Source organism: Pseudomonas sp. WMBT8 (assembly GCF_050916005.1).
In the GTDB taxonomy this organism is placed as follows: Bacteria; Pseudomonadota; Gammaproteobacteria; order Pseudomonadales; family Pseudomonadaceae; genus Aquipseudomonas.
The window spans coordinates 2,582,577-2,601,431 of the sequence record NZ_CP188096.1; the positions used below are offsets into that span (position 1 = coordinate 2,582,577).

The 18,855-nt window shown below is 52.7% G+C and carries 16 protein-coding genes and 3 pseudogenes; 15 read left to right on the forward strand and 4 right to left on the reverse strand.

Translation table 11 applies throughout. The annotated features are described in order from the left end of the window. The first annotated feature begins 20 nt into the window (after nt 1-20). The 11 genes from ACO77H_RS12185 to ACO77H_RS12235 all read left to right on the forward strand — a co-directional run bounded on the left by ACO77H_RS12185 (nt 21) and on the right by ACO77H_RS12235 (nt 9,902). The gene (locus ACO77H_RS12185; protein ID WP_432755570.1) at nt 21-509 is read left to right on the forward strand and encodes a hypothetical protein; all 489 of its coding nucleotides are present in this window, start codon (nt 21-23) and stop codon (nt 507-509) included. A gap of 184 nt (nt 510-693) precedes the next feature. After that, the gene (locus ACO77H_RS12190; RefSeq protein ID WP_432755571.1) at nt 694-1,077 is read left to right on the forward strand and encodes a Rap1a/Tai family immunity protein; all 384 of its coding nucleotides are present in this window, start codon (nt 694-696) and stop codon (nt 1,075-1,077) included. Nucleotides 1,078-1,152: 75 nt separating this feature from the next. Then, nucleotides 1,153-1,539: a hypothetical protein gene (locus tag ACO77H_RS12195; RefSeq protein ID WP_432755572.1), complete on the forward strand. Its 387-nt coding sequence runs from the start codon at nt 1,153-1,155 to the stop codon at nt 1,537-1,539. Nucleotides 1,540-1,741: 202 nt separating this feature from the next. Beyond that, nucleotides 1,742-2,353, forward strand: coding sequence for a tail assembly protein (locus ACO77H_RS12200; RefSeq protein ID WP_432755750.1), 612 nt, complete (start codon nt 1,742-1,744; stop codon nt 2,351-2,353). A gap of 59 nt (nt 2,354-2,412) precedes the next feature. Then, nucleotides 2,413-6,282 (forward strand): phage tail protein, encoded by a 3,870-nt coding sequence (locus tag ACO77H_RS12205; RefSeq protein ID WP_432755573.1) that lies wholly within the window; start codon nt 2,413-2,415, stop codon nt 6,280-6,282. Between the two features lie 30 nt (nt 6,283-6,312). Continuing rightward, on the forward strand, nt 6,313-6,708 hold the full coding sequence (locus tag ACO77H_RS12210; protein WP_092236114.1) for a hypothetical protein: 396 nt from the start codon (nt 6,313-6,315) through the stop codon (nt 6,706-6,708). Between the two features lies 1 nt (nt 6,709). After that, nucleotides 6,710-7,435 (forward strand): hypothetical protein, encoded by a 726-nt coding sequence (locus ACO77H_RS12215; RefSeq protein ID WP_432755574.1) that lies wholly within the window; start codon nt 6,710-6,712, stop codon nt 7,433-7,435. A 38-nt stretch (nt 7,436-7,473) separates the two neighbouring features. Next, nucleotides 7,474-8,232, forward strand: coding sequence for a hypothetical protein (locus ACO77H_RS12220; RefSeq protein WP_432755575.1), 759 nt, complete (start codon nt 7,474-7,476; stop codon nt 8,230-8,232). Between the two features lie 2 nt (nt 8,233-8,234). Beyond that, entirely contained in the window at nt 8,235-8,783 is a 549-nt protein-coding gene (locus tag ACO77H_RS12225; protein WP_432755576.1) for a tail fiber assembly protein, read from the forward strand. Nucleotides 8,784-8,844: 61 nt separating this feature from the next. After that, nucleotides 8,845-9,378, forward strand: coding sequence for a glycoside hydrolase family 19 protein (locus ACO77H_RS12230; protein ID WP_432755751.1), 534 nt, complete (start codon nt 8,845-8,847; stop codon nt 9,376-9,378). Continuing rightward, complete coding sequence (locus ACO77H_RS12235; RefSeq protein ID WP_432755577.1) at nt 9,375-9,902, forward strand: lysis system i-spanin subunit Rz; 528 nt, start codon at nt 9,375-9,377, stop codon at nt 9,900-9,902. The genes ACO77H_RS12230 and ACO77H_RS12235 overlap by 4 nt, the downstream gene beginning before the upstream one ends. A gap of 37 nt (nt 9,903-9,939) precedes the next feature. On the opposite strand, the gene ACO77H_RS12240 is transcribed toward ACO77H_RS12235, so the two are convergent. Beyond that, complete coding sequence (locus tag ACO77H_RS12240; RefSeq protein ID WP_432755578.1) at nt 9,940-10,728, reverse strand: hypothetical protein; 789 nt, start codon at nt 10,726-10,728, stop codon at nt 9,940-9,942. A 260-nt stretch (nt 10,729-10,988) separates the two neighbouring features. On the opposite strand from ACO77H_RS12240, the pseudogene ACO77H_RS12245 reads away from it, so the two are divergent. After that, a pseudogene (locus tag ACO77H_RS12245) lies at nt 10,989-11,150 on the forward strand (lysis protein); the annotation flags it as partial. An 826-nt stretch (nt 11,151-11,976) separates the two neighbouring features. Here the strand turns inward: ACO77H_RS12245 and ACO77H_RS12250 are convergent. Continuing rightward, nucleotides 11,977-12,111, reverse strand: coding sequence for a hypothetical protein (locus ACO77H_RS12250; RefSeq protein ID WP_432755579.1), 135 nt, complete (start codon nt 12,109-12,111; stop codon nt 11,977-11,979). 25 nt (nt 12,112-12,136) lie between these two features. After that, nucleotides 12,137-12,412 (reverse strand): hypothetical protein, encoded by a 276-nt coding sequence (locus ACO77H_RS12255; protein ID WP_432755580.1) that lies wholly within the window; start codon nt 12,410-12,412, stop codon nt 12,137-12,139. A gap of 70 nt (nt 12,413-12,482) precedes the next feature. Between ACO77H_RS12255 and ACO77H_RS12260 the strand changes: the two are divergent. The 3 genes and pseudogenes from ACO77H_RS12260 to ACO77H_RS12270 form a co-directional block, all read left to right on the forward strand. Continuing rightward, nucleotides 12,483-12,572 (forward strand): annotated as a pseudogene (locus ACO77H_RS12260) (lysis protein); the annotation flags it as partial. A gap of 364 nt (nt 12,573-12,936) precedes the next feature. Further along, nucleotides 12,937-17,499 (forward strand): autotransporter domain-containing protein, encoded by a 4,563-nt coding sequence (locus ACO77H_RS12265; protein ID WP_432755581.1) that lies wholly within the window; start codon nt 12,937-12,939, stop codon nt 17,497-17,499. Between the two features lie 408 nt (nt 17,500-17,907). Continuing rightward, nucleotides 17,908-18,009: pseudogene (locus ACO77H_RS12270) on the forward strand (lysis protein); the annotation flags it as partial. A gap of 46 nt (nt 18,010-18,055) precedes the next feature. On the opposite strand, the gene ACO77H_RS12275 reads toward ACO77H_RS12270, so the two are convergent. After that, entirely contained in the window at nt 18,056-18,835 is a 780-nt protein-coding gene (locus tag ACO77H_RS12275) for a hypothetical protein (protein ID WP_432755582.1), read from the reverse strand. Nucleotides 18,836-18,855 lie beyond the last annotated feature (20 nt).

Consider the following 18,855-nt stretch of genomic DNA (forward strand, 5'->3'; position numbering starts at 1 on the left):
CAAACCAAAGAGGGAACGACATGCGGATTTATGGACGAGACGCCCCAACCCCTGAGGATATTTGGCAGCTTTACAGCCAGATCATCCAGTCCCCAGATCTCTGGGCGGCCGGAGAATTCAAGGATGCGGCGGTCAACGTTGGCCTTCGTAAGATCGCTCCTCGGCAGGGTTACTTCAGCTTTTCCGGCAAGAAATATATGACTGGCCAGGCCATCATCGTCGATGATTTCATTGAGGAGATACGGCTGTTTATCGGGAGTGAACCAAAAGACCTCACCGATACGCTGTACAAAGAGGATCATGGAAAGATCGCTCAGCTCGCATCGGAATACTCCAATCTTTTGAGGCTGAAGCTCGGCGAACCGAGAGTGGCGCACCACAACGACATATTTGAATACAACGACCACCGGGTTCGTGTGCTATCGAGCGGTTGCGTCTGGGTCGTAATCTCCAAGCTGTCAGTCATAAAGCAACTGCCAAATGATTGGTGGCCACAGCCCACAACTTAGTCACTTCCCAGTTTCCATACGAGACGATCCGTCTAATGGGTCAGATGAGTTGCTACGCAAGAGCCTGGGTATCCGCTCAGCCAGTGAAGCCTCAGCACACACGGCCTTGGAACCCCGGTCGACGTTTGGTTTTGTGCGCCCTTTTCCGGATGCTAAAGTCCCACCAAAATAGAGAGGGAACGACATGCGGATTTTGATAGCGGCGGTCGCGCTATTTGGAGTGCTGGCTAGCAATGTGGTGTTTGCTGAAAGTAATGCTGGAACAAAGTTTTTAAGCGGATGCAAGCTCGCCTTACGTTTCTGGGAAACGAAGAAAATGGCCAAGGACGACAATCAAGTTGATATGGGCTACTGCGTTGGAATGGTTGCTGGGGTTCGTGAGACTCTTCAGTACCTTACCGGAGGAGCGGAAAACAAGTTCCCAGGTATTTGCTTGCCAGAAAATTACATTGATCAAATGGGCGTACAGGCGATCGTCAAGCACTCTGAAGACCGCCCTGATCTCTCGACTAAACGCCCTACGTTAATAGCATTGCTCGCACTCAAAGCTGAGTACCCCTGTAAATAGCATTCCATCCAAGCTGGATGCCTGGACAGGTCGCTCATATACTCGGCGCATGACGAAGTGAGCGAGTAGCGATCCATGAACAAGGTGTTACCGAATAGCGACCTACAGGCGTTATGCGTGGAGGCCGAGGCAAAGGGCGTGGCACTGAGTGACCTAGAATCGATCTGCTTGGAGTTCGGAGTCAGTCCAGAAACGGTGTTGAATGAGCTATCAATCACTGTCGCGGAGGGTTATCTGTCTGAGAACTTGAGCTATGAGTTTTGCGACGGAGTCATGAATGGCATCGCAAACGCCATCTTTGATTTAGGAATGGCCGGCGAGCTTCCACAGCCTGCATTTGCGCTTTATCAAGCGTTCGATCTGGGTGAATGGGTACGCAGTAGCGACTCGCCAGACACTGATCCTGGTGAGAAGTACACGACGCGGACGATGCTGGAAATACTGCGTGATTTTGAACGCTAGGTTTCGGTTCCGCCCCGCGCTGGGCTTTTTGCATCTGGCGCTAGCGACTGTTATCGCATCAATGGGCGCCTTCATACTGAGGCAAATTCAGGATAGGCGGTGACACCCAAGTCGGCCTTGATATCAAGCCAACATCCATGTGACCGCCAGATCAGGCATGCATACCACCCTCGGGTGGTTTTTTATTATCTGGAGAAAAGTTATGGCCGCACTCGCTATCGAATATCAGCGGATGACGACAATCTTGTTGTATGGGCAACTTCGCCAATTCGGGCGCTCTTTCCGGCTTTCCGTCAGATCGCCCACCGAGGCAATTAAAGCGCTTTGTGTGCAGATTCCTGGGTTTGAGCGATTCATCTCAAATGCAAAATCGAGAGGTATTGAGTTTGCTGTATTTCGCGGGAGCAAGAACCTCAAAGAAAAAGAGCTTAGCTACGGCGGAGCTGGAGATATTCGTATTGCCCCGGTCATCTGCGGGAGCAAGCGTGGCGGTGTACTTCAAACAGTCGTGGGCGTTGTTTTGCTTGCGGTAGGGGCGGTATTGACTTATGCCTCTGGCGGCACAGCCACACCTTTTACTTCTGGAATGATGATGATGGGGGCCTCCCTTGCACTTGGCGGTGTAATCCAAATGCTCAGTCCCCAGGCCGGCGGCCTCAAGACCAGCGCCGCGCCAGAGAACACCCCCGGCTATGCCTTCGGCAGCGCCAAGAACACTACGGCGTCCGGCAACCCGGTCCCTCTTTGCGCGGGGAGGCGCCCATGGGGTGGGGCGATCATCAGTGCCGCCATCTATGCCGAAGACCAGATGTAGCCCGCACGTGAAGCACCGCAGCCGCCATTGAGGCGGTTTTTTATTGCCTGGAGGAAAGCATGGGCGCAGTACGCAAAATTGATATCCGCGGCGCCAAGGGTGGCGAAGCAAAGCCTAAAACCCCAACCGAGGCCCCGGACAGTCTGCGCTCAGTGGCCATTGCAAAGATGTTGATTGCTGTAGGCGAGGGCGAGTTTGAAGGCACACCTACAGATCGCGACATCCGGCTCGACGGTACCCCGCTGCAAGACCCCCAAGGCAACATGAACTTCCCGATCGTGAAGTGGGAGTGGCGCACCGGAGCCGTGGACCAGACCTATATCCAGGGCATCCCGTCGATCGAGAACGAAACGACGATCAGCACCGAGCTGCGCAGCGGTACGCCTTGGGTTCGAGCGATCAGCAACACCCAGCTTTCTGCCGTGCGAGTGCGTTTCGCCTGGCCGGCGCTCCAGTCCGTGGATACGAGCGGCAATATCAATGGCTACCGGATCGAATATAAGGTCGAAGTGGCCACCGACGGCGGTGCCTACCAGCAGGTGCTGATCGAGGCCGTCGACGGCAAGACCACGACTGTGTACGAGCGAACTCGCCGAATCGACCTGCCTAAGGCAGCCAGCGGTTGGCTCATGCGCATCACCCGACTGACGATCAATCAGAACAACAACAAAATCTCCGACACAATGCAGATTGCCGGCTTCACGGAAGTGATCGACGCGAAGATCCGCTACCCGAATACCGCGCTACTTTACATCGAGTTCTCCGCTGAGCAGTTCCGCAGCATTCCCGCCGTGACTGTTGTGTGTGATGGCCGAAAATGGCAGGTTCCAAGCAACTACGACTCGCGCTCTCGCAGCTATACAGGCGTGTGGGATGGCACCTTCAAAGAGGCTTGGACGGACAACCCCGTCTGGCACACCTACGGCATCACCACGAACGACCGCTTCGGCCTGGGCCGCCGCATCAAGCCGTGGATGGTCGACAAGTGGGAGCTGTACCGCATCTCGCAGTATTGCGACCAGCAGGTGCCGGATGGGAAGGGTGGCATGGAGCCGCGCTTTATCTGCAACCTCAACCTTCAGAGCAAGGCTGACGCGTGGTCGCTGCTGCGTGATATCTCAGCGATCTATCGGGGCATGACTTACTGGGCTCAGGGCCAGGTCTTCACCCTGTCGGATATGCCGCGCGCTACGGACTTTGACTTCGCCTACACCCGCGCGAACGTTATTGATGGCAAGTTCACATATTCCAGCGCGTCGGAGCGTACCCGCTACAGCCGGGCCCTGGTCAGCTACGACAACCGTGAGAATAACCACGACACCGACGTCACTTCTGTCACTGACCAGAAGCTGCAGCGTCGCTACGGAGATAACCCGCTTGAAATCAGTGCTATTGCATGTGACCGCGAATCGGAGGCCCAGCGCCGCGGAAAGTGGGCGCTGCTGACGAACTCAAAGGACCGGGCCGTTACCTTTAAGGTGGGCCTCGACGGGCGTATCCCGCTGCCTGGCTATGTGATCCCGATCGCCGACGAACTCCTGGCCGGTCGGCCAGTGGGCGGACGCATCTCGGCGGTGAATGGCAAAGTCATCAAACTGGACCGTGATACCCAGGCCAAGCCCGGTGACCGATTGATCCTCAACCTGCCCGACGGCAAGTGCGAGGGGCGCACCGTGCAGTTGGTCAGCGGCCGGCAGGTCACCGTTACCGTTGCCTACTCCGTTGTGCCCGAGCCCGAACTGGTGTGGGCGCTGGATGCCGACGACCTCGCCATCCCGCTGTACAGGGTGGTGAGCGTGGCCCGGCCGGAGCCCGGCGTCTTTGAAATCTCGGCCGTGCAGTACGACCCAAGTAAATTCGCGCACATCGACACCGGCGCCCGCCTGGAAGATCGCCCGATCAGCGTTGTGCCGATCACCGTCGTTCCGGCGCCGGCGAGCGTCAACATCACGTCGAACGTCGCGATCGACCAGGGCCTGGCCGTCAGCACCATGAACATCTCGTGGCCCGCCGTGACTGGCGCAGTCGCCTATGACGTCGAGTGGCGTAAGGACAGCGGCAACTGGATCAAGCTGCAGCGCACTGGCTCGACGAGCGTGGACGTTACTGGCATCTATTCGGGCGCCTATCTGGCCCGGGTACGGTCGGTGAGCGCCTTCGAGATCTCATCGATTTGGAAAAGCTCCAACCTGACCAACCTGGAGGGGAAGGTCGGCCTGCCGCCGGCGGTGGCATTCCTGACCACCACCAGCCTGGTCTACGGCATCGGCATCCAGTGGGGCTTTCCACCAGGTGCTGAGGACACCCAGCGCACGGAGGTCTGGTATAGCGAGTCGCCCGATCTGGAGACCGCCAAGAAGCTGAGCGACTTCAGCTACCCGCAGGCCACGCACGAAATGCACAGCCTGCTGGCGGGTGCGAGCCTGTTCTTCTGGGCGCGCCTGGTGGACCGTACCGGCAACGTCGGGCCGTTCTTCCCGATCCCTGGCGCGGTCAATGGCCAGGCCAGCTCGGATCAGAGCGACTACGAGAAGTACTTTGCCGACAAGATCGGCAAGGGCGCGCTGTATCCAGGCCTGCGGGAGGAGATCGCGCTGATCTCGGGAGACGGCGACGGGTCGGTCAACGAACGGCTGAAAGAGGCCAAGGCAGAGCTGGAGGGGCTGCTGGGCCAGATCACTGGGGCGGAGCCGTACAACCCGGACGAGCCCTACACCGTTGGCGCATTCACGCAAAAGGATGGGCACCTGTACCAGGCGACTGGCCCGGTACCGGCCGGCGAAGCGCCGCCAAACCCGCTGTACTGGAAGGACTTCGGCACGATCCTGCAAACCACCAACGCGCTGGCCCAGCAGGTTCAACTGGTCACCAGCATGATCGAGGAGATCGAGGGCCAGGTGGTGGCCACAGCGACCTCGGTTGAGGCGCTGCGCTCGGCCGCCCGTGGCGATAATGGCGCGGGTGACCTGGCTGACGCGTTGAAAGGCTGGCAATCGACCGCTGATCTCGGGATTGAGAAGCGCACACGGGCCACGGAAAGCGATGCAATGGCGCGGCAACTCACCACGATGGAGGCGCGGGTGGGGGCGAACCAGTCCGGGCTGACCGTTCTGGAGCAGGTGGTGGCCACCAACAAGCAGACGGCAGCCACTCAACTGACGCAGCTCAAAAGCGACCTGGAGCTGACCGAAGAGAAGGTAGCCGGCAATGCCCAGGCCATTACCGGCCTCGACACCAAGGTCACCAACCTCGACGGTAAGGTCACGTCTCAAGCGTCCAGCAATGAGGCGCTGCGGGCTTCGGTGCGCGGCGATGATGGTTCCGGTGATCTTGCCGGCGCGCTCAAGGCCTGGGAGGCGACAGCCAGCTTTGAGGTCGAGAAGAAGGTGCAGGCCTCCGCTAATCAGGCGCTGGCCAGAACCTCGGAAACCCTACAGTCGCGTATCGGTGAGACCAACGCCTCGGTTCAGCAAGTGAGCGAGACGGTTGTTGATCTCAACGGCAAGGTGTCTGCTCAGACGACGATCAAAGCCCAGACCATTGCCAACGGCAAGAAGGTGATGGCTGGGCTGGCGCTGGGCAGTGATGGGGAAACGTCGGAGATCCTGGCGTTTGCGCAGCGCTTCGCGATTGTCGACGAGGTCAGTGGGCAGTTGATTACGCCGTTCGTTGTGAGCGGTGGCCAGGTGTTCATCAACCAGGCGGTGATCAACAAGGCATTTATCCAGGAGATCATCCTGGGCATGACGCTGCGATCTGAGGCTATCGACTCCAGGGGGCGCCCGCTGCTGGAGATCAATGTGAAGGCGGGCACATTCGTGCTGCGCGGCGATGGTACTGGCGGCTCGATCTTGCTCAATAACAACGGCCTTGCTGTGTATGACGGTAATGACGTACGTCGGACAATGACCGGCAATCTAAGACTTTGACTGGATTGAAGTTGCAGGGGAGGTGCGGGCATGGACTTTGGTTTAAGTGTGTTTGACGCTAACGGCGTTAAAACATTAGGTATGGAGGATTTCACCCTACAGAAGTTGGCAGTGTTGATAGTTCCGGCGGCAACTGGTGGCGGAAGAGGTTCTAACTATGAGTACATCCTTATGGATGTTCCAGGCTATGACCCCGCCACCTGCTTTGTCACGATCACCCCCAAAGTTTACGCGCCGTATGATCAGCCTGGTTACCCTGATACTTGGGGTGGCTTACCGACTTACACAAACTTGGGCGGGACAAGAATTGCGATTTACACACAAATCAATTACCGCGAGCCGGACGGTGGTGGCGGCGGGAAAAACCGCGAGATGTGGACGCGCAATGTTGTGGAGAGCGTCGTAGAAGTGGTCAAGGTAAATTGATATGGATGACTACGGTTTTGTCGCTGTAAACGATCACGGATCTGTCAGCATCAGCAGCGTGTACAAAGTTCTGGTGTTCTCCGAGCGAGGGCAGTTCAGAATCCAGTCTCGCTACACTGACAAGGAAGGCAAAGGGCAGTTTACCTTTGCCAAACCTATTCGCACCGTGGAACCGCCCCAAATATTTTTGAGGACGATATCGGCATCACACGCCAGCCTTGGGCTGTATACCTCTATTGAAGGATCTTCCGGTAACTGGACCGGGTTTCATGTCACATCAGCAGTTCGGGGCGGAAGCGTGTTGCAAGACTATTTAATGGAATTTGTGTCTTGCAAATATTCCGACCAAGGCAGCTCATCTGAATACGGACTTGAAGTGCGCGATGCACAAAACCGGATCATGTTTGTGTCCAGTGATAGGGTTGTTCGTTATGGGAAGTTTTCAAAGAGTTGGACGGTAGGCAGAGGACGTTTCGTAGATATCTACTACAGCGATCTAACAGTAGATGCTGACGATTTTATAAGCGTGTCGAGTCTTGATCGGGGAATAATGTGGTTTGCAAACGACTCGAAATATGCGGGCATCACAATTTTAGAGGGCGGGGTTCCGGTGTTGCAGATCTTTAATCAGAGGCACTACCTAGAACGATTTTATTGGCAAGGCTCAGATGGTTTTTGTCTGAGTATTCCCGTCTGCAAGTTTCCGATAGAACGTTACTACAACTAATTTCAAGTGCCGATGTGGGCACTCAACTGGAGAAACCTATGGCTTCTTGGTTTTCAGAAGGGACTGTGAGCGTGCAGAACGGGAGCCCGACAGTAACGGGCGTTGGCACCAAGTTCTCGAACTGCCGTGCCGGGGATATGTTCGTCGGCCCTGACCAGGGCATCTATCAAGTGATCAACCCAGCCAGCGATACGTCGCTTGCCATTTCGCCGGCGTACCGTGGGCCGGCCGTTGGCGGCGCCGGGTACGGGATCGTGCCCGTCAATGGCTACCCCAAAGCCCTGGCCGACGCGGTGAACCAAATGGTTCAGCAGTGGGGCGCTACGCTCGCGGGCCTGGGGAGCGTATCGACGGAGAACGTCGTTCCGGTGGCCAAGGGCGGCACTGGTGGCAGAAACCAGGCTGAGGCGCGTTCAGGCCTGGGGCTGGGCACTGCTGCAACAGCGGCCGTGACCGTGGGTAACGTCGATACCACTCCGGGCCGGGTGTTGAAGACTGCCGACTTTGGCATCGGCTCAGATGCCGTAGTTGTCTCCGACTGGAACGCGGCATATGACGAGTTGGGCGGGGCGCTCATCGCTGGTAATGCGGCCTTTCCAGGCGGAACAGGAGAATCGATTAACGCAACTGGCATCAACCTGAGACGTTCTGGCCGTGTAGGTGCTCAGATGATGATCTACAACGGCGATAACCAGTTCCTCTTTCGCTCTGCATTCAATGCGTTCCTCCCCTGGGTGAGGATGTACCACACCGGCAACACCACCCGCATGGCCGACAACACACTAAGGGCGATCTGATCATGGCAAGAGCAGCAATTAACATCACCGGCACGGGTGAAAAGTTCGATTTCGTCTCGCTGGGCGGGACCGAAGTGGCCTGTTATCGCAAGGACGTTGGCGTCTACTGCGTCACCGGCACCCAGGGCATGGTCCCGTTCCCGCCCATCGATCAGGGCTGGGGCTACGGGCTCCACCCCTCGGACAATCCCGCCGAGGTGAACATCTCGTTTGAGGGCGACCTACTCACGGTCACCGTGACCAAAGAGGGCGAGCCGTACGATCTGAAGGTCATGATCACGCTGCACATCCTGGTGCCGGATCTTCCTCCACAGGAAGAGCTGCAGCCTCCGGCGCTTGATCCTGTGGTGGCTGCACAAACCCAGATCGCGCACCTGCGAGCCGAGGCGGATTACGCAATCGCGCCACTTCAGGACGCCGTCGATATCGACGAAGGGACCGAGGCAGAGCTGGCGACCCTCAAGGCCTGGAAGAAATACCGCGTGGCCCTGAACCGCGTGCCCGAGCAGGACGGGTACCCGCTCGCCATTGATTGGCCCGCTGCGCCGTAGCGCCGTGCTGCTGTCGACCACACCCGCCATCGAGCGGGTTTATTTTTGCCAGGAGAAAGCTATGCCAATCACCGAGCAGCAGTTGCTGCGGATTCTCCCGAACGCCGGCCGCCAAACCGGCGTTTTTGTTCCTGTGCTGAACACGGCCATGAGCAAACACGGAATTGTCACCATTGCTCGCATTGTGGCGTTCATCGCCCAGGTCGGGCATGAGTCGGGCCAGTTGCGCTATGTGCGGGAGATCTGGGGCCCCACGGCGCAGCAAGTCAGATATGAAGGCCGTGCTGACCTGGGCAACACCGTTAAAGGGGATGGATCAAAGTATCGGGGCCGGGGGCTGATCCAGATCACAGGCCGGGCCAATTACGCGGCGTGCGGTGAGGCCTTGGGCCTGGACCTGATCAACCAGCCCGAGCTTTTGGAGCAGCCGCAGCACGCCGCAATGTCGGCGGCGTGGTTCTGGTCAACGAAAGGCCTGAACACCCTGGCAGACAAGGGGGAGTTCGTGAAGATCACCCGCCGGGTCAATGGCGGGGTCAATGGCCTTGAGGATCGCCAGCGGCTGTACGCCCAGGCGCAGAAGGTGCTCGCATGACGCCCGGGCAGATCCTGGCCGCAATCCTGCTGGCGATGGCGATCAGCGCCGGCGGCACTTGGCAGGTACAGGACTGGCGCATGGGTAAGAGGTTGGTCGAGCAGGCCGGCCTGCACAAGGATGACCTAGCCGCTATCAACAATGCCGCAAGCGCCCAAACCCGCAAGGCACTGGAGAAACAACAGGCCGCCGAGCAGGCCAGGGCCGACTTCGACGCCAAGGTAACCAAGGAGAAAGCGAATGATCTTGCTGAAAATGAAAGACTGCGCCGTGCTGCTGACGATTCTGCTCGCCGGCTGCGCATCGCGGGAAGTTGTCGTGCCGATAGCGGCCACCTGTCCAGTTCCACCAGCACCACCGGCCTGGGCAATGCAGGAACCGTCGAACTCGCTCCAACTGCTGGACGAACTGTTTTCGATATCAGGGCCGGGATCATTGCTGATCAAGCAGCCTTGAGGGCTTTACAGAGGCATGTGCTGGAGTTCTGCCCGCAAGCCTCAATTGATGTAGGAAAAGCTGAATAGGCGATCCGATCAGGCCTTAAGTAGGAAAGATTTTTGGTTAATGGTTTTTAAGATCCGATTGTTCGTACATAATTTTGATATTGACGGGGTCTAGGCAGTCAGGCGCGTTATCTTGGACTTTTTTGAAATAGCCACGTGCTGCTGAGCTCCCAATATCACCACCCATGACCGTCAGCAGGTAATAACCATCAGCGCGAAACTGATCAAGACTCAGAAAAACAGGCGTGTAAAGGCCCCTCAGAGTGGCCAGCGGTTTCTGATTGTTGGCCTGGGGTACGTTTGCAGTTTTGAAACAGTACGAATTTAACGTTGGTAGCGGGTAATGATCCGAATATGGATCTGATTGCTCCAGTGCTCTGAGTAGTTGCGCCCGAAGACGCAAACTTTCTGGGGCATCGTACTTGTATGTCCGGAAAGCTTTGTCACATTCACGTAATTGCAGTACTGCGCCGGCCAGCAGACCTTGATCTGTTGAGCGTTGGTACAGTTCACAGGCCTCCGCGAGCATCATTGCGGAGTCCTTGCGTCTTGCTTTCGTGCTTGCCAGCAGGTAACTGGCTACGCCATGCCCTTCTTCGCTGGCCTTGCGCAATTCGCTCTCGAAGATCTCATTATTTTTTGCCAGTTTCTGCATGACTTCATTTCGTTCAAGCTTGTCAATTTTGCCTTGCTGTTCCCGCTCAACAAGTAAATCTATCTGTTGCTTGTTGTCTTCAGCTATACGTAGCGCGTGCTGGAATTTCGCTTCAGTCTCGGCGGGCGGCGCGGCCTGTACAACGCTGCATAGAGTAAGACTGAACAGAAGTATTGAATAATTCGATTTCAATGGAACTGTCTCCTAGGGCGTCTGCCCTAAAATACTTAGGCTGAAGGGCTTTTCTTGCGTTAGTCCGGCGTATAGGGGCGAGCGCCACTCCTGGCCTTAGTACGTAACGGTGGTTGGTATACCACTGCGCCATCTGTTGACGCCGAGCCGTAATAGATCACTTTGAGATACAGCCCCTTCGATCATGACTTCTTGTTGGCTAGGTGTATTCTCAATAATCATCGGACAAGCCTAGCTCTTAAAGCAAGGGTTTTGCAGGTGTGGCCGCCACCTCCGGCGCCGTCGGCGTGGCTCATGCAGCCCGTCGAGCCCAACTTGACCCAGCGCATGCTCAACGAATTATCGCCATCACCGATGCCGGCGACCAAGGATTGATCGCGCTACGGGCGTGCCAGGCGTATGCGAGGGAAATCCTACGCTAGATTGAGTCAACGCAATTGGATTTGGGGCGGGATGGCAATCATCCGCGATAAAAACTACAGTGGGGTTCATTTCGTTGTGTCGCAGCTATTAAAGCTGTAAGGACCAGTAACGGTGAACGAAGACCAGTATCGGCGTCGCCTCGCATTGTGGCTAAGATCATTTCCTATGATTGGTGTGTTTGTGCTTCTGACCTTGGCGCTATTGCTAAGTGATCACCGAGCATCGATAGTCTCCCAAAAACTTGACGGCTCAGATCCGACCTTACAGCAGAAGATCTCTTTAGATCTGGAGAGTCAGGCAGGCAAGTCAGTTTTGGCCGAGTCGTTATAGGATGGCTCAAGCGCGAGGCGGTGTCATGGACATGCAGCTTTACATGATGGCGTTGTTGTTTCTGCTGCATGGGCCGTCAGGCATTGCCTCGATTCCTTTCGAGTAGACTATCAGTTTAGCAGGCAAAAAAAGCCCGCGATGGGGGGGACGGGCTTAAAGGTTTTTACTCGGAAAAGAGACATTTGGTCAGGTTGAGTTCGCACGCTACGTCTAGGATGCGCATCATCGAGTTGAACTTGCGCTCCCCCCAAGCCTTCCTCAGTACCTAGTTGGGGCTATTCCTCTCCCACACAATCCTTCCCGCCATTCTCTCATTCGCATAGCCCGTCAGCCTGTCAGCTTCATCGTGCAGCTTGCTGGCCACCGTAATCAGTTGCACTGAGTCTGTGCCGTCGCGCCGAGCCGCTAATCACCCCAGGTCAATATAGTGGCGCTCAAGATGAAAAATGATGCTCTGAATATCTCGGTGCAGTTCTTCGTTTGGGCCTGTGACGTTCATAACGCCTCCCGCTGCGGACCTAATTTTTTGAGTTTATTGATTGCTTCCTGCAGGATCTTGGCATTCTCGATGAGTTTTTCTGCGGCCGCATAAAGCCGTTCACTTTCCAGCATCGAGGCCTGTTCGAGCATGTCCTTAACAAGGATTTCGAGTTGCTTAATTCTTGCCCGAGCCATGAGGTACTTCAGTTAGCTCAAGTAGTTTTACCCGTCGGACTTGTCCGGTCCTAACATCATCCGCATAGCCCGTCAGCTTGTCCTCGGACGCTTGGTAGCTCGCCGCAATTTTCAGCAGCTCCTTAGTTTCATCTACCTGTCCAGCCTCAGACAGCCGCACGGCAGCCTGCATCAGATCGACACCCGACCACTTGAGCAGGGCCGCAGCCTCTTTTAGGTCACGGCGCAGTTGCTGGTTGGGCTTGGTGAGGAGCATGAGTACTTCCGGCAGCAATTCATTTGGCTTGTGTGATGAGTATGGGCAGAAATGAGAATCCAACTCAAGCCCAGCGCATGCTCAACGAATTATCGCCATCACCGATGCCGGCGATAGAGGATTGACCGCGCTACGGGCTTGTCAGGGCCGTTGCCGTTAAATAATAACTTTAGGAAAAATCCTACATATCTATCCATCTTTGGGTGATAAAAAATCCAAAATATTGCGAGCTTTGGATTTTGATCATGGGGTTATGGTGAATACAGGTGGTTTGCTGATGTCGGATTCTGTTCGACTTCTGCTCCCAGCCACCCACCGCGTATCTCAGTATTGTCTCGCAGAGCGCGCTCACGGCGGCGGTAGGAATGGAGTGCTTAAAAAATCTTACATATAAATAGGACTAGTCCTATTTTTTATTCAGCAGCAAGTGCGCAAATCATAAAGCTATGAATGCGGAGCTATGGTGAGTCCATTATTGGTTGGCATAATAGATTTTAACTATAATAAAAAAAGAGTGCTTGAGAATGATAAAAAAATACAGCCGATTTGGATTTTCTATCGCTGTCATGGTTTTTTCCGTCGCGACTATAGCTGAGCCTGAAGTTTATGGTCGGCCCGCTATTGTTGAAGATGATGATAGTGGTCTAAGAAATAAGTATCACAGAGCAGTGCTTTTTGGTGATAGTCAACTTGACACAAATAATATTGGTAGGTTTATTTCCGGCAGAATTGTCTTTGATTTGGGCTGGTTAAACCCAGGCTTTGATATGGGAGCGGAGTTGCCACTTGGCGCTCCGTTCACCTCTGGCAAAGGAAATACAGCGCAGCAACTTTTTGGTTCGGATTTTTTTTCAGCAAACCCAATGTACTACAGTGATACTTTTCGGCCAAGTTCGTTCGTCCACGTAAATGTGCTGCTGCACAGTCAAAGCTATAATGGTGAGACTGTAATTGATAATAGTAAAAATACAAATATGGCGCAGGGGGGGAGTAAGATTCTAGATGTGTTTCCAGGAGGGAACAAAGAAATTCTAACAAGTTTGGTTGCGGGCGCCATCGCAAGTAGCTCTTATAGCTGGCTATCAGGCATGGTTCCGGGGATTATAAGTCAGATGGATCAAAGAAACTTCGATCTTTTAAAGCCGATATCTGATCAGCCAAAAATATTTTTGGAACGAGGGGGGCGTTTCAACGAAAACGATTTGGCTTTAGTGTTGGCAGGAGGGAATGATGTAATTGCTCAAGGCTATGATCGGGCTAAAAATATCTCAGATGCAAAAAAAGATATAGGTGGGGGTAGAGAAAAATTAATTTATGATATTGCTAAGCAAGGTGCGAAAAATATATTTTTTGGAAATATTCCCGATATAAGAGTCGTTCCTGAGATAATTAATTGGAAGCCCGGTAGTACTAATGTTTTACATTCTGGAGTTGCAAAAGAAAAGAATGATGCGCTCCTGAGTATGACTGAGCTCATGTTGGGGTTAAATGAGAAAACGACAAGCTCTGCATTGTCTGTTACTCAGAAGAGTCCAGGTACTACGATTACTATATTTGATCTTTTTAAATTTATGCAGCATGTGGCGGCGGATCGTGAGCGTTACGGTATTGTTAATGATATAAGTGTTTCATGTGCGGATGTTCAGATTTGCAATGAAAACAGGGCGATGGAGGGGGGTAAGTATTTCACTGAGGATGGGTTGCACCCCAGCGAGAAAACTAGTGAAATTATTGCCAATGCCTACAAGCACTACTTGCGCGATACCCGTCAGCCGTTGATGTCTCGCCTTAGTAATAAAGCTTTTGAATACGACGCTTTTTTCGATGCGTTCGCTGATATCGTTGTTACTCAGGAAGGCTCTGAATTGACCCATAATATCGTTGGTGGGGTCTTGGATCTTAGTCTAAAGAGTCAAGTTGATAATTTAACGCCGAAAATCGTATTGAATGGTGCGCTGTTACGCTTTGATGACAGCACCGAAAAAAATCAAGAAACTCAATATGCTCATCAAATGGATAAAGATATAGTTATTAAAGACCGATTTTCGGGAATTGAGGTGGCAAACGCATCATCTGAGTTTGTATATAGTGGTAATGCTCACGGTTCCGCTCTATTGAAAAGTGGTTTTGGTACGTTGGTGCTGACGGGGGCTAATGATTTAAATATAGATCCCGGAAAATTCGGTACCACTATTGTTTCCGGTATTTTGCAAGTTGGTAATGGTGCTGATGTTGGGTCACTTAACAGTAATGTTTTCATTAACGAAAGCTCCAGCTTGGCATTCAATCATAGTGTTGATCACTCTTTTGCAGGCAATGTCAGAGGCACTGGCTCGTTGCTGAAGAAAGGGGTGGGGGTGCTGACTCTGACTGGCGACAGCCAACACAGCGGCGGCACAGTCATCAGGTCGGGCACGTTACAAATTGGTGATGGTGGCGACCAAGGCTGGTTACTTGGTAACGTAGTTAATGATGCGGTCATGATGTTCAATCGGCGTGACAATATTCAGTTTGATGGTCGGATCGACGGTAGCGGTTCGATTGTGAAGGCGGGTGGCGGTTCACTAAACTTGACAGGTTCCGGCGGTATTACTGGGCAGACAGAAGTCAGAAGTGGAAATCTTGGATTCAATGGCGTCTTCGATGCTACTAATGTTCGAGTATTCAAGGATGCATTGGTTTATGGTGCCGGTGCTGTTCGCTCACTCAGCCTAGAGGCGGGAGGGATTATTTCGCCTGGTAACTCTATTGGGACTTTCAATGTAGTTAAAGACCTAGTATTTAACAAGAGCTCCATTTATGCCGTTGAGGCAAATGCCGCAGGGTTGAGTGACATGATCAAGGTTGGCGGCGTTGCTGATGTCAAAGGCGGTGATGTTTTGGTAGCTGCCGAATTAGGCGAGTATAGTCCCGTAAACAAATACACTGTGCTCTCTGCTGGAGGGGGGGTGAGTGGTCGCTTTGATAGTGTTTCGGCCAATTTTGCGTTTCTTGATCCGAGCCTGAGCTACGACATTTCGGAAGTGTCTCTGATGCTCGCCCGGAATGATGTTAAACCAGTTGATCTTTGCCAAGGCGCGAATCAAAAAGCAGTTTGTTCTGAGTTACTACCGGTCGACCCTGTAGTAGATCCTGGGGTAGTAGTGACACCAGTTGACCCTGTAGTAGATCCTGGGGTAGTAGTGACACCAGTTGACCCTGTAGTAGATCCTGGGGTAGCAGTGACACCAGTTGACCCTGTAGTAGATCCTGGGGTAGTAGTGACACCAGTTGACCCTGTAGTAGATCCTGGGGTAGTAGTGACACCAGTTGACCCTGTAGTAGATCCTGGGGTAGCAGTGACACCAGTTGACCCTGTAGTAGATCCTGGGGTAGTAGTGACACCAGTTGACCCTGTAGTAGATCCTGGGGTAGTAGTGACACCAGTTGACCCTGTAGTAGATCCTGGGGTAGCAGTGACACCAGTTGACCCTGTAGTAGATCCTGGGGTAGTAGTGACACCAGTTGACCCTGTAGTAGATCCTGGGGTAGTAGTGACACCAGTTGACCCTGTAGTAGATCCTGGGGTAGTAGTGACACCAGTTGACCCTGTAGTAGATCCTGGGGTAGTAGTGACACCAGTTGACCCTGTAGTAGATCCTGGGGTAGTAGTGACACCAGTTGACCCTGTAGTAGATCCTGGGGTAGTAGTGACACCAGTTGACCCTGTAGTAGATCCTGGGGTAGTAGTGACACCAGTTGACCCTGTAGTAGATCCTGGGGTAGTAGTGACACCAGTTGACCCTGTAGTAGATCCTGGGGTAGTAGTGACACCAGTTGACCCTGTAGTAGATCCTGGGGTAGTAGTGACACCAGTTGACCCTGTAGTAGATCCTGGGGTAGTAGTGACACCAGTTGACCCTGTAGTAGATCCTGGGGTAGTAGTGACACCAGTTGACCCTGTAGTAGATCTTGGGGTAGTAGTGACACCAGTTGACCCTGTAGTAGATCCTGGGGTAGTAGTGACACCAGTCGACCCGGTAGTAGATCCTGGGGTAGTGGTGACGCCAGTCGACCCGGTGGTAATAGGCGGAAAAAATAGTAGCCTGTTGGCAAAAGAAAATGCGGTTGTGGTCGGAATGAGTAAGTCAGAGTTCACACAATTTGCAAATTTAATAACTGGTGATGTTCATCCCACTCTAAAAACTGTACTGGTACAAGAGTCATCTTATATTCGAGACTCGGTTTCCAAGCGTTTGTATGAAACAGAGGAAGGATTGGCCGGCTCCGGGGCTTGGGGTCATGTGTTTGGTTTAGAGGGCCGGCAGGAGGGGGGTAGAAACATTTCCAGTCTGAGTCGAAATATCCAAGGTTTTATTCTTGGCAGTGATATCTGGGTTGAGGATTCAAACTTGAGTTTGGGTGTGTTCGGAGGGTACCGGAAAACCTCCATGTCTCAGGGTATCTCTTCGGCGGATATTGGCACTTACAACCTTGGCGCCTATGGCTCAAAACGCTACGATGCATTGTCCGTACGTCTAGGTGCGAGCTTTTCTTGGCATGACATAGAAACAAAGCGCAAAATTTACTATAAGGCTAATGCCTCTACTCCGAATGCTGATTATCACGGTAACACTGTGCAGCTGTTCTCTGAGTTGGCGTATGACTTGAGGCTTGACCGCTTTAATGTTGAGCCTTTTGTAGGCTTGTCTTATGCGCGGGTTGAAGTCTCCGGATTCTCTGAGGATAAAGACCTGTTCTCCCTGTCTGGAAAGCGTGAAACCAAAGATGTATACGCCGGCACACTGGGAGCGCGAATTAACTACTCCACGCATTATAATGATGACATTAAATTGAGTTTTCAGGGCGGGGCGGGCTTGAAGCACGCATTTTCTGATGTGTCTTCGAATACAGATATGGCCTTACGTTCTGGAGGTAATGATTTTCGTATCAACGGTTTGCCGTTGAAGAAAAATGTTGCTCAGCTCAATGCGAAAGTAGTGGTGCAAACTAGGGGCGGTTTCTCTGTGGGCCTGGATTACATGGCTGAAGGAGCAAACGGTATGCGGGATCAGTCCATTTCAGCATTTGGTTCATGGGAGTTTTGACTTAGAGGATTCTACCCACTTTAAAGTGTGCAGGGAGGTGACTTTAATTATTCAGGTCACTTCTCTGTCGATATACTTACCATCCCCTGTATCGACCTAGAGCGATTCGAAGGCTTTGGACGGTTCGCCTCGGTGCAATACCGAAATAGAAAGAAGCTGGTAAAGGAGCCAGCCTCAATCGTTGGTGTAACGCTTCGCGAGCGGTGACATCTGCTGTTGCGCCTCGCATTGCTGGAGATGTCTAGGGGGCCGGGGCTATTCACCCGCCCACTTGAGCAAGGCCGCAGCCAATTTCAGGTCGCGGCGAAGTTGCTGGTTGGGTTTGGTGAGGGGCATGGATACTTCCGGCGGCAATTCATTTGGCTTATGACTGGTGAGTATGGGCAGAAATGAGAATCCAACTCAAGCCCCGCGCATGCTCAACGAATTATCGCCATCACCGATGCCGGCGACCAAGGATTGATCGCGCTGCGGGCGTGCCAAGCGTATGTCAGGGAGGTGTCTCGGTAATTTAAGTTGTTTTTGAAAACTGCCATAATTTTCCGAGTCAACGTCCTTAAGGTGAGACTGAGGCATTGTCTATTTTCTGCTTGATCGATTTTAAAATTACGTCAACAGCGTGTGCCTCAGTAGTTCTTTCATCACTTTTTTCTATAATTGATTTTGAACGCTCAGTATCGCCATAAAGTTTGTAGATAGCAGCTAAGAAAACTTCAGCGTCACCAAATGGTGTTGCTTCATAAGATTTTTCCGCGAACGAAATAATCATGGGTTTTACTTTTTGTGGCTCTTGGCGGGTCAGAAGGTCAGAGGCTTTAAGTCTATAAATGGTAGATATTAAATTCTTGTCTGCAAAAACTTGGAAGTCTGATTTTTTTTCCTCAGCAAGCTCAGTGTTTATCTTGTCTAAGAGTTTATCCATGATGCGTAATGCTTTTTCGTGCTCTCCTTTAAAATAGATGGTCATGGCCCCTAGAAAAATATAGGGGGTACTGTTTTCTTTATAGCATTTTTGAAATAGGCTAGCATATTTTGCCCCTTCTTCTTTGTTGTCGCTTATTGATGCTAAGCCTAGCATTGAGCTGTATATGGAGCATAGTTTTCCAATGTCAGTTATGGTTTTTTCTTCCCTTATTAGTATGGTCTTTGCCTCTTTATACTTTCCCTGCTCTATTAGGTTTTTGGCGTCATACATGTCGAGATTTTCATCAGCAGAAGATGTGCTGGAGTTCGCAAAAACTAAATTGCTTATAAGTAAGGCTAAAAGACTTGCTAAATATTTTTTTGGCTTTGAGGCTGTTTTAATAATTAGCATGCTACGATATGAGTTGCACATTATCACTTCTCCATTTCAAT